Origin of the sequence: Rummeliibacillus suwonensis, assembly GCF_007896435.1 — a bacterium.
Classification (GTDB): Bacteria; Bacillota; Bacilli; order Bacillales_A; family Planococcaceae; genus Rummeliibacillus; species Rummeliibacillus suwonensis.
Window position 1 is genome coordinate 54,094 of sequence record NZ_VCBL01000003.1, and the last position, 14,263, is coordinate 68,356.

19 protein-coding genes are annotated in these 14,263 nt (G+C 33.4%); 16 read left to right on the forward strand and 3 right to left on the reverse strand.

What is annotated here, in order from left to right; all coding sequences use genetic code 11:
* Positions 1 to 47: 47 nt before the first annotated feature.
* The 3 genes from FEU33_RS15675 to FEU33_RS15685 are packed head-to-tail and all read left to right on the forward strand — an operon-like array spanning position 48 to position 2,356.
* Positions 48 to 809 carry a ParA family protein gene (locus FEU33_RS15675; RefSeq protein WP_146550429.1) on the forward strand — a complete coding sequence of 254 codons (762 nt, stop codon included), beginning with the start codon at positions 48 to 50 and terminating at the stop codon, positions 807 to 809.
* Positions 802 to 1,641: a ParB/RepB/Spo0J family partition protein gene (locus tag FEU33_RS15680; RefSeq protein WP_146550430.1), complete on the forward strand. Its 840-nt coding sequence runs from the start codon at positions 802 to 804 to the stop codon at positions 1,639 to 1,641. The genes FEU33_RS15675 and FEU33_RS15680 overlap by 8 nt, the downstream gene beginning before the upstream one ends.
* Before the next feature lie 10 nt (positions 1,642 to 1,651).
* Entirely contained in the window at positions 1,652 to 2,356 is a 705-nt protein-coding gene (locus FEU33_RS15685) for a DUF554 domain-containing protein (protein ID WP_146550431.1), read from the forward strand.
* Here the strand turns inward: FEU33_RS15685 and yyaC are convergent.
* Positions 2,315 to 2,911 carry a spore protease YyaC gene (yyaC, locus tag FEU33_RS15690; RefSeq protein WP_243881391.1) on the reverse strand — a complete coding sequence of 199 codons (597 nt, stop codon included), beginning with the start codon at positions 2,909 to 2,911 and terminating at the stop codon, positions 2,315 to 2,317. The two genes, FEU33_RS15685 and yyaC, sit on opposite strands and share 42 nt — an antisense overlap.
* Positions 2,912 to 2,998: 87 nt before the next feature.
* On the opposite strand from yyaC, the gene FEU33_RS15695 reads away from it, so the two are divergent.
* From FEU33_RS15695 to ychF, 3 genes are all read left to right on the forward strand, one after another.
* Entirely contained in the window at positions 2,999 to 3,874 is an 876-nt protein-coding gene (locus tag FEU33_RS15695; RefSeq protein ID WP_146550590.1) for a mechanosensitive ion channel family protein, read from the forward strand.
* 2 nt (positions 3,875 to 3,876) lie between these two features.
* Entirely contained in the window at positions 3,877 to 4,083 is a 207-nt protein-coding gene (locus FEU33_RS15700) for a DUF951 domain-containing protein (protein WP_146550432.1), read from the forward strand.
* Between the two features lie 87 nt (positions 4,084 to 4,170).
* On the forward strand, positions 4,171 to 5,271 hold the full coding sequence (gene ychF / locus FEU33_RS15705; protein WP_146550433.1) for a redox-regulated ATPase YchF: 1,101 nt from the start codon (positions 4,171 to 4,173) through the stop codon (positions 5,269 to 5,271).
* Between the two features lie 171 nt (positions 5,272 to 5,442).
* Here ychF and FEU33_RS15710 read toward each other — a convergent pair whose 3' ends face one another.
* Positions 5,443 to 5,991 carry a DUF3267 domain-containing protein gene (locus FEU33_RS15710; RefSeq protein WP_146550434.1) on the reverse strand — a complete coding sequence of 183 codons (549 nt, stop codon included), beginning with the start codon at positions 5,989 to 5,991 and terminating at the stop codon, positions 5,443 to 5,445.
* A gap of 171 nt (positions 5,992 to 6,162) precedes the next feature.
* Here FEU33_RS15710 and rpsF point away from each other — a divergent pair, with 171 nt between their 5' ends.
* The 8 genes from rpsF (at position 6,163) to FEU33_RS15760 (ending at position 10,814) form a co-directional block, all read left to right on the forward strand.
* Positions 6,163 to 6,450 carry a 30S ribosomal protein S6 gene (gene rpsF, locus FEU33_RS15715; RefSeq protein WP_146550435.1) on the forward strand — a complete coding sequence of 96 codons (288 nt, stop codon included), beginning with the start codon at positions 6,163 to 6,165 and terminating at the stop codon, positions 6,448 to 6,450.
* Positions 6,451 to 6,491: 41 nt separating this feature from the next.
* Positions 6,492 to 7,034 (forward strand): single-stranded DNA-binding protein, encoded by a 543-nt coding sequence (gene ssb / locus FEU33_RS15720; protein ID WP_146550436.1) that lies wholly within the window; start codon positions 6,492 to 6,494, stop codon positions 7,032 to 7,034.
* 62 nt (positions 7,035 to 7,096) lie between these two features.
* A complete protein-coding gene (gene rpsR / locus FEU33_RS15725) occupies positions 7,097 to 7,333 on the forward strand; it encodes a 30S ribosomal protein S18 (protein WP_146550437.1) in 237 nt (78 codons plus the stop codon).
* A 297-nt stretch (positions 7,334 to 7,630) separates the two neighbouring features.
* On the forward strand, positions 7,631 to 8,032 hold the full coding sequence (locus tag FEU33_RS15730; protein ID WP_146550438.1) for a hypothetical protein: 402 nt from the start codon (positions 7,631 to 7,633) through the stop codon (positions 8,030 to 8,032).
* A 335-nt stretch (positions 8,033 to 8,367) separates the two neighbouring features.
* The gene (locus FEU33_RS15740; RefSeq protein WP_146550440.1) at positions 8,368 to 8,745 is read left to right on the forward strand and encodes a hypothetical protein; all 378 of its coding nucleotides are present in this window, start codon (positions 8,368 to 8,370) and stop codon (positions 8,743 to 8,745) included.
* 683 nt (positions 8,746 to 9,428) lie between these two features.
* Positions 9,429 to 9,749 carry a hypothetical protein gene (locus FEU33_RS15750; RefSeq protein WP_244951062.1) on the forward strand — a complete coding sequence of 107 codons (321 nt, stop codon included), beginning with the start codon at positions 9,429 to 9,431 and terminating at the stop codon, positions 9,747 to 9,749.
* Between the two features lie 73 nt (positions 9,750 to 9,822).
* Positions 9,823 to 10,020: a hypothetical protein gene (locus FEU33_RS15755; protein WP_146550441.1), complete on the forward strand. Its 198-nt coding sequence runs from the start codon at positions 9,823 to 9,825 to the stop codon at positions 10,018 to 10,020.
* A 374-nt stretch (positions 10,021 to 10,394) separates the two neighbouring features.
* The gene (locus FEU33_RS15760; protein WP_146550442.1) at positions 10,395 to 10,814 is read left to right on the forward strand and encodes a hypothetical protein; all 420 of its coding nucleotides are present in this window, start codon (positions 10,395 to 10,397) and stop codon (positions 10,812 to 10,814) included.
* Positions 10,815 to 10,863: 49 nt separating this feature from the next.
* Here FEU33_RS15760 and FEU33_RS15765 read toward each other — a convergent pair whose 3' ends face one another.
* Complete coding sequence (locus tag FEU33_RS15765; RefSeq protein WP_146550443.1) at positions 10,864 to 11,757, reverse strand: hypothetical protein; 894 nt, start codon at positions 11,755 to 11,757, stop codon at positions 10,864 to 10,866.
* A 416-nt stretch (positions 11,758 to 12,173) separates the two neighbouring features.
* Between FEU33_RS15765 and FEU33_RS15770 the strand changes: the two genes are divergently transcribed.
* Together FEU33_RS15770 and FEU33_RS15775 are read left to right on the forward strand one after the other, a co-directional pair.
* Positions 12,174 to 12,719 (forward strand): hypothetical protein, encoded by a 546-nt coding sequence (locus FEU33_RS15770; protein ID WP_146550444.1) that lies wholly within the window; start codon positions 12,174 to 12,176, stop codon positions 12,717 to 12,719.
* Between the two features lie 593 nt (positions 12,720 to 13,312).
* A complete protein-coding gene (locus tag FEU33_RS15775) occupies positions 13,313 to 14,254 on the forward strand; it encodes a YybS family protein (protein ID WP_146550445.1) in 942 nt (313 codons plus the stop codon).
* The last annotated feature ends 9 nt before the right edge of the window (positions 14,255 to 14,263 follow it).

The window sequence follows — 14,263 nt, forward strand, 5'->3', positions numbered from 1 at the left end:
GGCATGTTATATGTTTTGATGAAAATGTTTCTGAAAGCAGGTGCACCATGGAAAAAACAATAGCAATTGCAAACCAAAAAGGCGGCGTTGGGAAGACGACAACATCTGTTAATTTAAGCGCATGCCTTGCTGCATTAGGGAAAAAAGTATTATTGATTGATACGGATCCACAAGGAAATTCCACAAGTGGTGTTGGCATCAATAAGGGAGAAGTTGAAAAATGTATATACGATGTACTGATTGATGATGAACCCATTCAAAATGCTATCTGTAAAACAAAAGTTGAAAATTTATATACTGTACCAGCAACAATTGCACTGGCTGGGGCAGAAATCGAATTAGTATCAACACTTTCTAGAGAAGTCCGCTTAAAACATGCTATTGACGATATAAAAAAAGAATACGATTTTATTATTATTGATTGTCCTCCATCATTAGGCTTGCTAACGATTAATGCCTTAACGGCTGCGGATGCTGTTTTAATTCCTGTACAATGCGAATATTACGCATTAGAAGGTTTAAGCCAATTGTTATCAACCATTCGTCTTGTACAAAAACATTTAAATAATCAGTTAAGGATCGATGGTGTATTGTTGACGATGTTAGATGCACGTACAAATCTAGGATTACAAGTAATAGATGAAGTGAAAAAGTATTTTCAAGATAAAGTGTATAAAACTATTATTCCAAGAAATGTCCGTTTAAGTGAAGCACCAAGTCATGGAGAGCCGATCATTCTTTATGATAGTAAATCCCGTGGTGCTGAAGTCTATTTAGAATTAGCGAGAGAGGTGATTAAAAATGACTAAGGCATTGGGAAAGGGATTAGGTGCACTTTTTCAAGATCAAGGATTATTAGAAAGTGATCAAGTAGTCCAAACAGCTATTCGTGATATTCGAGCAAATCCGTTCCAACCACGTAAAGTTTTTGACGAAGAGGCTTTACAGGAGTTGGCTCAATCTATCAAAGAGCACGGGATCTTACAACCTATTATATTACGCAAAAAAGGTTCCAAATATGAAATCGTTGTAGGAGAGAGACGTTTTCGCGCGGCAAAATTAGCTCATTTAACAGAAGTCCCGTCAGTCATCCGTGATTTTGATGATACCAAAATGATGGAATTAGCTATTTTGGAAAATTTACAACGTGAGGATTTAACGCCAATAGAAGAAGCGGAAGCTTATCATAGTTTAATGGAGCATTTAGATCTAACACAAGAGGAATTGTCTAAGCGCCTTGGTAAAAGTCGTCCTCATATTGCAAATCATGTCCGTCTTTTAACATTACCAAAAGAGGTTCAAAAACTTGTAAATGACGGAAAATTGACTATGGGGCATGGTAGAACATTATTAGGCTTAAAAAATAAAAAACAAATCCCACTAGTTGCAGAAAAAGTGATGAAACAGCAGCTGAATGTCCGTCAATTAGAGGATTTAGTCCATTCCTTGAATGACAATGTTTCACATGAAACAAAGAAAAAAGTGAAAAAGAATATTTTTATTGAGGAAAAAGAATCTCAATTAAGAGATTATTTTGGTACCAATGTTTTGATAAAAAAATCAAAAAATAAGGGGAAAATAGAAATAGAATTTTTCTCTGAAGATGATTTAGAACGCATATTAAAATTACTAGAGGATTGAGAGGATTTTTTTGGTTTTATTAGGAACAATTATTAATGCGCTGCTTATTGCAGTAGGATCTATTATCGGTAGATTTTTACAAGGAATCCCCGACAAGATGAAAGAGACAGTTATGCAGATTATTGGGCTTGCTGTCGCAGTACTCGGTATCAAAATGGGAATTACGAGCGATAATTTTATTGTCATTATTGTGAGTCTCGTCATTGGAACCATTATTGGTGAATGGATTGACTTAGACTTACAGTTGAATCGATTTGGCAAATGGATTGAACACAAAATAGGAAACAAGGGCGAAAACGGAGATATCGCCCAAGGATTTATCACAAGCACATTGATCTTTGTTATTGGTTCAATGGCGATTATTGGTGCACTTGATAGTGGTCTTCGAAATGATCATTCTGTGTTAATAACAAAGGGGATCATCGATGGATTTACTGCGATATTTTTAGCTTCAACTTTAGGAATCGGTGTCCTACTAGGTGCAGTTTCAGTATTCGTATATCAAGGAGCCATTGCTTTGTTTGCAGACCAAATAAGCATTCTAATTCCTGATGCTTTACTGGATACCTTTATTCAGCAAATGACAGCAACTGGTGGTGTGATGATTTTAGCGATCGGATTAAATATGATGGGGATCACCAAAATACGTGTAGCCAATGTCTTGCCAGCTATTTTAGTTGTTGCGATTGTAGTTACGATGATGCATGTTTTTTAGGGAATGGCGGTGAAAAGCTAAATAGACAGCACGTGCAATTCGATTGCTCATTTCATATGTTACATTTAATCTTGTCGTCTGTAATACGGTATGTTCCATAAAGCCACCAAAATTGACGATTCCTTTTATAGAAACGTCTCCGATTGGTGGCAATTCTTTTTTTACAGCCTTTCCTGGTAAAAGTGGCCCAGGCTGGAAAAGAATTTCACCTATCCGTTGCTGTTCGCCTAAACAAGCATCAATGGCTACAACAAATGGTTTGGTAGAGTGTTCTTGCAAAGAGTCTACTGTTTCTTTTAAATTTAATGCATGTAATGGTTGCTCTAAGGATCCGATGATTTTATAGGGAAATGAAACATAGTTTGACAATAAACTGCCGGTTAATGGTCCTAAAGCATCTCCTGTAGATCGATCAGAACCAATACAACAAAACACAAGATTTTCATGATGAAATGGTATATGCTCTAATAAGAATGAGCTTAAACGCCAGATGGCACCTGAGTCCTTATAATGTAATGCATATGAGAAAGCGGAATTAGAAATTGGAAGTGTCAAGTGATCTTCACCTTCTTCTTTTTCTGCAGTATACGTCCGATAAAAATTTTTTATGCAAGAGGAGTAGCAAAAGTGAAATTTGAGAGTATGTATAATCACTTTATGAAAGAATTGACAGATGAGAAAAATTGGAATGCCATAGGAATTGCAACAGTGAAGATTATTACGATTATCTTATTATCGATCATAATTGTTCGCGTTGCGAAGATAGCTATTCGAAAGTTCTTCGATATCCGGATGAAAAGCCCAATTGCTTTAAATACTACTGCTGAACGACGCTATCGAACAATTTTAAGATTGTTGCAAAGCGTGATTAGCTACGTCGTGTACTTTTCGGCCATTATTGCCATTTTATCCGTCATGAACATTAAAGTTGCAGGATTATTAGCTGGTGCTGGAATTGTTGGTTTGGCTGTTGGGTTTGGTGCACAAAGTTTAGTAAAGGATATCATTACTGGCTTTTTCATTATTTTTGAGGATCAATTTGGTGTAGGTGATTACATTAAAATTACGTCAACTGAGGGAACAGTGATGGAAATCGGTTTGCGTACAACTAAGATTAAAGGAATGTCTGGAGAGATCAATATTATTCCAAACGGTTCTATTACAGAGGTTGTCAATTATTCCATCAATAACTCGATTGCGATCATAGATGTCAGTGTGGCCTATAATTCGGATATCACAAAAGCTGAAAAACTAATCGAGCAATACTTAAAAACGCTACCAGCTAAGCATGAAGAAATTGTTTCAGAACCAACATTACTGGGTGTACAAAATGTCGTGGGAGCGGAAGTGACATTAAGAATTTCTGTTGAAACATTGCCAATGCAGCATTTTGCTATTTCACGAATGATTCGCCGGGATGTCAAAGATATTTTTGATCGCAATGGCATTGAAATCCCTTATCCAAAAATGATGGTTTATGAACGCAATAATGATCAAAAAATTGAAGAAGGAGAGTAAAGATGGAAGCGAAAAGATATGGACTTGGTGATATAGTTGAGATGAAAAAACAACATCCATGCGGGACGAATAAATGGAAAATTATTCGTATGGGTGCAGATATTCGTATTAAATGTGAAGGATGTCAACATAGTGTGATGATCCCACGAAGAGAGTTTGAAAAGAAAATGAAGAAAGTATTGATATTTGCCAATCCATCCGAAGAATAGACTTTTATTTAGCAAATATCTATAATGAACAAGTTGAATAATTAATAATTGAAATAGCACTTATTTTGTTGAAAGGTTGTGGAAAGAATGGCTTTAACAGCCGGTATCGTAGGTTTACCGAATGTCGGTAAATCAACATTGTTTAACGCAATTACGAAAGCGGGAGCACTTGCAGCGAACTATCCATTTGCAACAATTGATCCTAATGTAGGAATTGTAGAAGTTCCAGATGCACGTTTAGATAAATTAACTGAATTAGTACAACCAAAAAAAACGGTTCCAACCGCATTTGAATTTACAGACATCGCTGGTATCGTCAAGGGAGCTAGCAAAGGGGAAGGCTTAGGCAATAAATTCTTAGCACATATTCGAGAAGTAGATGCGATTACTCAAGTAGTACGTTGCTTTGAAGATGAAAATATCACGCATGTTGCTGGTAAAGTAGATCCCATCAGTGATATTGAAGTCATCAATTTAGAACTGATTCTCGCTGACTTAGAAACGGTAGATAAACGCTATGCGAAAGTGGAAAAATTAGCTCGCCAAAAAGATAAAGAAGCTATGGTGGAAGCACCCATTTTAGCAAAAATCAAAGAAGCATTTGCGGCTGAAAAACCCGCTCGTTCTGTAGAATTATCTGATGATGAACGAAAAGTGATTAAGGGTTTGAATTTATTAACTATCAAGCCAATGCTATATGTTGCCAATGTTTCTGAAGATGAAGTAGCGGATGCGAATAACAACAAATATGTACGAGCTGTTCGCGAATATGCAGCTGCTGAAGGTGCAGAGGTAATTGTTATTTGTGCCAAAATAGAAGAAGAAATTGCTGTTCTTGAAGATGATGAGAAAGCAATGTTCCTAGAAGAACTAGGCATTGAAGAATCGGGTCTTGATCAACTAATCCGTGCATCTTATAGTTTACTTGGATTAGCTACATACTTCACAGCAGGTGTGCAAGAAGTAAGAGCTTGGACGTTCCGAAAGGGCATGAAAGCACCACAATGTGCAGGGATTATCCACTCTGATTTTGAACGTGGTTTTATCCGTGCAGAAACAGTTTCTTATGATGATTTGATGGAATACGGCTCTATGAATGCTGCCAAAGAAGCAGGCCGTGTGCGTCTTGAGGGCAAAGACTATGTTGTACAAGACGGCGATATTATGTTATTCCGTTTTAATGTATAGGGTTGAAAAATAATCATATCTTATTACAGAGCCCAGCAATAGAATATGCGAATGCCAAGAGTACGGATGCTGAAAATCAGTCATTCTGTGCTCTTGTTTTTTCGTTGCATGAATAGGTGGTTTCTCACTTTTAAAGTATCTTTTATAGAAAAATTAGGATAGTTAATCCAGCTATTCATTTATGTAAATATATAATTTAGGACAATGTGGATCATCCTTAACCAAATAATTTTTTGGATATTTTTGAAGTTGGGTATACATCATAAAATCCCCAATGGCTCCAGCAATTAGCCATGCGCCTAAAAAGAGCCACAAATTGCTGTTGACCATAAAACCAATCGCAGCTGGAATGACACCTGTTAGCCAAAAAGGAAGTAATAATGCCCTTTTCATAGCTTTAACGGATAATAATTTCGTCGTCGTAGCATAGGCAACCCCCATTTTGAAATTGACTCCATATTTTAAACTGCTAAGTGGTACCTTTCCAAAAAGGATAAAACCAAGTAGATGACAAATTTCATGTGAAATAATGAGTACAATATATATAACGATAAAGAGTAGGCAGCTCAAAAAAGTTATATGAAAAGTAAAATGATGATGAACGAATCCATTTACCAAAAAGAACGTAATCATTAAAAATATCGTCCAAAATAAGTTCTGCCATGCCATTTTGGGAAGATCCAATTCAATCGTATCAATTGGTTCAGAAGAATTTCTCATTTGATCACCTCATTTTTAGTATAAGGAATGAACTCTTTCTTGCCTAGCAAAGTTAGTTGCGTAATATTTTGTACTATGTTAAAATATGTTGATGTGAGTGGTAACAATTACTAACTCCTTGCCGATTGTTTTGAACTTTTGGCCAAAGTCCATAAGGAGGTGCTTATACTAATGAGAGCATACGAATTAATGTATATTATTCGTCCAAACATCGAAGAAGATGCTAAAAAAGCTTTAGTTGAACGTTTCAACGAAATCTTAACTTCTAACGGTGCTGAAATCATCGAATCAAAAGAATGGGGCAAACGCCGCCTAGCTTATGAAATCAATGACTTCCGCGAAGGTATCTACCAAATCGTAAAAGCTAACGCTGATTCAAAAGCTATCGATGAATATACGCGTCTTGCAAATATTAGCGAAGATATTATTCGTCATATTGCAGTTCGTGAAGAAAACTAATTTGAATTTGAATAAAATGCAGAAAAGGAGGTTGCATTCTGATGATTAACCGTGTCGTACTAGTTGGAAGATTGACAAAAGACCCAGAACTTCGCTACACACCAAGTGGCGTTGCTGTTGCTCGTTTTACACTTGCTGTAAATAGAACGTTTGCTAACCAACAAGGTGAAAGACAAGCGGACTTTATCAACTGCGTTGTTTGGCGTAAACAGGCTGAAAACACAGCAAACTTCTTGCGTAAAGGAAGTCTTGCGGGTGTTGAAGGTCGTATCCAAACAGGCAGTTTTGAAGGGCAAGATGGTAAACGCGTTTACACAACTGAAGTTGTAGCAGACAGTGTTCAATTCTTAGAACCACGTAGTGCTACTGGAGATCGCCAACAAGGCCAACCATCATATAGTGGTGGCAATCAGCCATATGGTGGTGCTCCACAACAGGGAAATTATCAACAGTCATCTTATCAACAGAATCAACCACCTAGTCAGCAAAATTATACACGTGTAGATGAAGATCCGTTTGCACCGATCAACAACAATAGTAGCAATGGCAAAGTCGACGTAACAGAAGATGATTTACCATTCTAAGTAAATGGCTTATTGCACGTTATATATGAATCATTCATTTGATAAAGGAGGGAAACTATACAATGGCACCACGTAGAGGAGGTCGCAAACGCCGTAAAGTTTGCTATTTCACTGCTAACAACATTAAACATATCGATTACAAAGATGTTGATTTATTAAAAAAATTCATCTCTGAACGCGGAAAAATTCTTCCACGCCGTGTGACTGGTACAAGCGCTAAATACCAACGTAAACTTACATTAGCTATTAAAAAGGCTCGTGTAATGGCTTTACTACCATTCACTGCAGAAGATAAATAATACATCTAAATAAAAGACACAACAAGGTTCAACCAACCTTTGTTGTGTCTTTTTTATGTTGGATGGATTGTTGTTTTAGTATTGGATGCCAAGTGCCTTATTAATAGGGCATCTCTTGTAATTGCTGTTGTAAGCTATTTCACCATAAATGGTTGGGACTCAATGGGTTTTTTCTTTATGTTTATTAGCATTACTATAGGTTCCGCCATAGGTACAGCCATTTCAAGGTAATGCTTATTTATTTGGTAATTCAAAATATAAACGATAAACTTTCGATAAGGAGGAAGTGAATGTTGTATGAAATTAATCAAATTATTCTTAATCAATATATTACCGTTACTTTTAATTCATTTATTAATGATCACTTATTCTAAAATAACGGATACTACAGAATTAGTAAGATTAGAATTAATATTGATTTTATTTACACCAGCAATATTATTTTGGCTAAACTATACAATCGAAGCAGAAAGAAATAATGCTTACTTTTGGCAAAATAGTATCATGATTTTTATAGCGAACGGTTTAGGTTTATACCTTTATTTCTATGGTTTAGGTATTACATTTAAAAATGGCATGCCATATTCAGAAGATGCTATTTCAGCTGGGATTTCGACTTTACTATATTTAGTAACAATCATTCAATTTATTATTGGTAGTCTAATATTATATATTAAATATCATAAAGTGAAACTTTAACCAGTGGGGGTTTTCTTCATTCCCCACTAATTATTAGTTGAACCAATCGGGCGCATGCGGCAATTTATCTCCCACCTAAATTCTTTCCTTTCGCTGAATTTTGAGGTGGGAGTATTACCGCCAAAATAATATGCATGTGGATCTGAATGGAGAAAGAGGGCAGCTTGCATTACGAGTTGGACCATGGTATTAAAATTTGGCAAATTTATTTTTAATAAATTTAAAAAGAAAATATAATTTAGAGGTATTGTACGATAAAACAAATACTCAAAAAATGCAACGAGACCTTTAAGTGCAATAAAAAAGTAAATACATTTATGTTAGAGGTGGCAAAAATGAATTTGATTCCTAATGAGTTAGAATGGATGAGCCTGTTTAATACTGAGCCAAGTACTAAGGAGGAGGCGCTGCCTTTCTATTATCGAGAGAATATTTATGAATTTTATGTTGAGGATTTACATTATATAATAAAGTTTTTTCCTAGCATGGACGAGTTTTCTATAAAAGTACAATTTAAAAATGAGAAAATAGATTTTGTTGATTTACGCTTTATAACTGTTTATAAAATGGAAATTAATTCAGATAAGGGGAAATGCGCAAAATTTACAGTTTATGCAAATAAAGAAGATGATCGTTTCTACTCAAAAATTGAAATTACAATAAAGCCTAATTTTTCAATAAAAGTAATAGAAGATTTTCTTCATAATACTTAGGTGTCCCAATATGGATTTCAATATTGAAAAATAAGCATAAAATATACTAACAGGCATGTTGATTATCCAATTTTACATTCGAATTTAGATAATTCACTGATTTCCGCTACGGCTTGCCCGCTTTCTTGCGGACGAATGTTGAGCCTCCTCGCTACGTTGCGGGGTCTAATCTATTCGCTTTTCCCTCGGGACATTGAATTTGCTTCATCGAATCAACACCGCACGAAGGAAATGTGCATGCATTTTCGAGGACTCGAGCAAGCCTCCTCTCCAATCTATATAAATGGTTCTAAAAATACGGGGTTTTTCAAAAATTATGCCAAACAAACGCCATTAATTTTTGTAAAATCAACACGCTATTGTTAGTGTAAATATTATTGGATTTATATCCTATATAAAAAAGAAAAATCTATATTTTGCTGCTTTTATAATATTATTACTAGCGGTTTTATTTGGTTCAATAGGAATTGTATTAGCGCTCTTTATTATCCAAGATGATTTTGCAATATTTTATGGTTTGCAGCTAGCATACTATTTATTAATAAATAGTATGCTTGTTTTTACGATTGCCATTTCAGTAATTTTGGTAAGAAAATGTAAAAAGTATTTATCGCTATGGTGGTAAAAGAGCTTTGAAAAGATACTTAAGGAGATAATAATAGATTTTTATTAGGAGATGCTATATGGAATATATTTGGAATCGTATTATATTGATAGTAAGCACTGTCTTAATAAGTATCGTGTCAATAGTAAGTCCTGTATTTCCATTTGTCGGCGATAAAAGTTTAAACTCAAAAAAAATTGATGCGAATATAAAAAAATTATCACAAATTGACTGGTTTAAAGAGATCTATGAATCAGAAAAATATCGACATTTATTTTTTGAAAATCGAAATGTACGAAAATATTTATCAAACAATTTAAGGGTTAATCAATTGATCAAACGACAGAATCAGCAAGAAAAATTCATACAATTTCTTAATAAGCAGATGAAGATTAAGTGACGAGCTATGAATACGATAATTAGAAAACATTTAAAAGTATTAAGAAAGACAATAAAGTATGGAGAGGTGTAATATGGAATATATTTTGATTGTCTTAGGCATAATACTCTGTCTATTTTCAATAATGTATTTACTCTCTGATTTAAAATATGAAAAAAGTATGAAAGAAAAAATTTCTGCTGTTATTGAATATTTGATAGATCCATTTACAGGCTTTACTTCACTATTATATTTAGGAATTCCAATACTTATTTTTAGTTTAATTATTTAAGACAACAATTTCGCGAAATTTACTTACTAGGGTAAATGTGTTTACGTTGCATATTCACAGGAATCTAATTTTCCTAGAAGGTTAAATATTAGACATTTTTAAAATGCGTAGTCAGAAAGATCAAAGACGATATTAGACAGGCTTTACTGGCTACATTTTCTGATTTTAAAAGCCATGTACTAGAATTTTATGCTGGTCTTTTATTAGTAGTTATAAGAGATTCAATTGGGGGCTTCTTATTATTTAAGATACAATATCTGTAAAGTAATGTAATAAAAAATAAACTCATATATTTTTTGAAAATAAAAATATTTATATTTACTTTTTTTATTTTTTGTGTAAAAATGTAACAATAAAAGGAGGAGGGGAAAACTATGAAAAAAATATTCATATTATTACTTACTTCAATATTGTTAATTATGTTAGTAAGTTGTTCAAATAACGATTCTAACAACAAAGGAATAACTTATACTGGAGAATCGGAAAACTGGAAAGCTACAATAGTGAATAAAACTTCAAAAGATTCAAATAATGCAGATTATGTATTAAGGATTGAATACAAAGGCAATCTAGATGATCTAAAGAATGTACATCAAATAGATTACAGTTTTCAATATGGGCAAACAGAAATAAAACGTTCTGAAACAAGACCGAATGGATTACCTACAGATAAATCTATCGTATATAAAGATACAGGGCAGATTAATGTCGATTCTATTAACAAACAAACAAAAATTCCATTTAAAATTAAGTGGGATAATAGATCAGAAGAATGTGAGTTAGAATTTAAGTAATACTAAAAATGCTTGTACTCATGAGTTACAAGCATTTTTACCTAAAGAATTATAATGATAATAGTGGCAACGTTAACTTATATGTTGCACCATCAGATATTCTTTTATACGACAATGATGAATTTACACCGCCACCAGAATAATCAGAAACAAGTACATAAATTGTGAATCCTGTACTTTTTGAATAAGTTGATCCACTTGAAGGATTTGTTTTTGAGTACGATGTTGATACTGCCTTATAAGAAGTTGCTGTATATTTACCAGTGGAAGAATTATAAATGTAACCAGAGCCAGAATATCCTATAGTGGAATTAATACCTGTTAAAGTGAATTTTGAATCAAGAATTGTTGGCGTATAAGTCGCACTTGTTATTTTGTAATGGTTTACGTTATTTTTAATATAAATTTCATAATTCATTTTAACAGTCATTTTAACTGTATATGAACCGGAATTAATTGTTTGACTTTTAGAGCCAGTAGGATTTCCCGCAACGGCAATATTTGATTCAGTATTGGGGGCAGTTGTAACAGACTTTAATACTGTTGTATTTGGAGTTACAGGATTATAAACTATTTCTTTTAGCGAATTTTCATCTAGTGTGTCTAGTGCTTTTTCATTAACTTCAATCTCTTGTAAAGACATTACTTCTTGTTTAACAAGTTCCCCATTTTCGAAATCCTCTGAAAGAATTTTCTTTACACCAGTTACAGAGATATCTCCATCTTGGAAGTTTGTTTTTGTATCATGGGTGTTAATGGTCTGTCCTTTTTTTGCCATTTCCATTAGTTTTTCATCGGAAATTTGATCTTGGGAGTAATTTCTTTTCTCAAAGTTGATTTTCTTTTCTTCTTGTGCGTTAGCAAAACTAGGTAGTATAGCTAAAGTAAATAATGGTACTACTAGAAAAGTAATAAAAATCTTTTTGAAACCATTTTTTTTCATATTTTTATCCTCCTATTTTTTAAAATAAACATATTATATATAATTTTAATATGTTTGTATTATTTTACTATTTTATGGAGAAAAATTCAATATTTTTAAAAATTATATTATTTATTATGTAATTTTTAAAAGTTTTCAAGAAATAAGCTTTTTAAAAATAACCAATAAAATACTTGTCAATTTAATATTTATGTTGTGCTTGAGATAGACACAGATAGGGATTTATCCTCTTTGTACTAACGCTACGTTAATCCTCAACAAAGCCGTTGTTTCAAAAAAAATGGAAAAAATAGGATTTGAATTCTTAATTGTCTCTGCAAAGTTTTGAGATTGAGTTTTAGAAATCAGGTGCCGAAACAATTATTAAAAATAAGTGTGTACATAGGACATCCTCAAAATATAAGGTGGTGTGGTAAATGGAGTTTTCTTTAAGTGATTTATTAATAGGTGACGATTTTTCCTATATTTTTAAAAATGGAAAAAGGGGAAAGGTTGAATTTTCTTTTGTTATTGCTCCTAGTGAAGAACATTTAATTGAGGCATATAAGGTATTGTTACAACAGTTTTTAAGGAAATTAGATAGATATCCACTATATGTACATGTGCTTAATCGATCAACTGATATTAATATCTCAGAAATAGCCGAAGTGAAAAAAGTAGGTAAAGGAAACTATCATCATCTAGCAAAAATAGAAAACGAAGCAGATCTAGCTCAACATTTTCAAAAGATTTATTTAGATGCTTACAATAATGATAGTGTTTTACTATCTTCCGAAAAATATATCGAAATTGCCCCAAATGATGAAGTTGGTCAGTATCGCTTTATCTTCAACTATTCGATGAACCAATTAGAAGAAAAATTTTACCTTTGGATTGGTTTCGATGGGGAAGGTTGGGATTTTATCGCTAACTTTATCGAATATCCTTATAATGATCTGCCTATTGAAAATGAAAGAGAATAAAAAAAGGATCAAAAACTAATCATACGAAATAGTTGGAAGATAGATGGCATTTCCAAAGGATAATCGAATAAATTTTGAGTGACAGTCAATCAAGCAAAATGCCATCTGAAAGTTTCTAAAACATAGCAAGTGGAGAAAAGTAACTGTTTTTCTCTATTTGTTTTTTTATTTCTTTGATTGCTGTCTGAAAGTAATTGGAGATGCTGCTATTTTAATCTTGGGAGCCAAAGGATTACTAGAAGGCTGTCTTGCGCTAGTCTTTTTATCTTGCTCCACTGCTGTAACAGATAGTATGATTCCCGTTTTCAAGATGCAAGCAAAAAGCAACGAGTAAGTGGGCGATCCACTCTCTGTAAAAAAACAGGATTAGTTCAACTAACAAACAGTTAGACTAAAAATGAAAAAATCCTCCCCATGTCAAAACTTCACTTTATAATTTCAATTGTAAAATATATCCTTTAAATGAATAATTGGCATATAATTCACATATAATCGTCTAATTTAATACTCGCAAGCTTTTGTTCGATATCATGAAACATGGTACAATAGTAAGATAAAACAATAGATTTTCTTTACGAAAAGGAAGGTTTTAAATGCCGGAAAATCAGACAAGAAGAATTACGCATGGCGCTATGATGGTCGCATTGTTTACGATATTATTAGCCATCTCTACATATATACCACTGCTAAATATCGTAACCATTTGGTTTATCTCTCTACCAGTTGCTTGGTATAGTGCAAAGTATAGCCGTAGTTCCTCGCTATTAGTCGCAATTGTTAGTGTTGCCATGTCAACCTTGATTTGTGGGATCATGACTTTGCCTCTAGCTATTGTGGTTGCGGTTATTGGATTTGTTATTGGTGATATAATACGTTCAAAGAAAAGTAAAATCTTTTTATTGATGACCACAGCATTTGTGGTGTTGATTTCTATTACAATCGAGTATATTGTTTCTGTTAAATTATTCAATATAGATATTTTGAAAGAAATGACGATGAATATTCGCGAAAGTTATGAGAAATCAAATGAGATCGCGAAGGCAATGACAGGGCAGGCACCAATCTCAGCTGAACAATTGAATACAATGATCGATACTATACAAATGGGCATGCCGACGATTATAACATCGCTAGTCTTTTTTTTAACGTTTATTATTATTTCTGTGAATTTGCCATTGTTACATCGTTTGGGTATAGAAGTTCCAAAATTTGCGCCATTTAGAGATTTGCGATTGCCACGCGCTATTTTATGGTATTATCTTGCAGTGTTAATCATCACTTTATTTATGAAGCCAGATGTTGGATCATTTATTTATATAGTTGTATTAAATTTATCTTTTCTTTTAAGTATGCTATTCCTGTTACAAGGTATTTCATGTATACACTTTTTCATGTATCAGCAAGGATGGCCAAAATGGACTGCCTATGTTGGTACAATCTTAGCTTTTCCACTAAGCTCATTTGTTATTTTACTGGGGATTACAGATTTAGGTTTTAATATCCGCGGGCTTATTAGTAGCATGACGAGAAAATAAGGAGTTGAG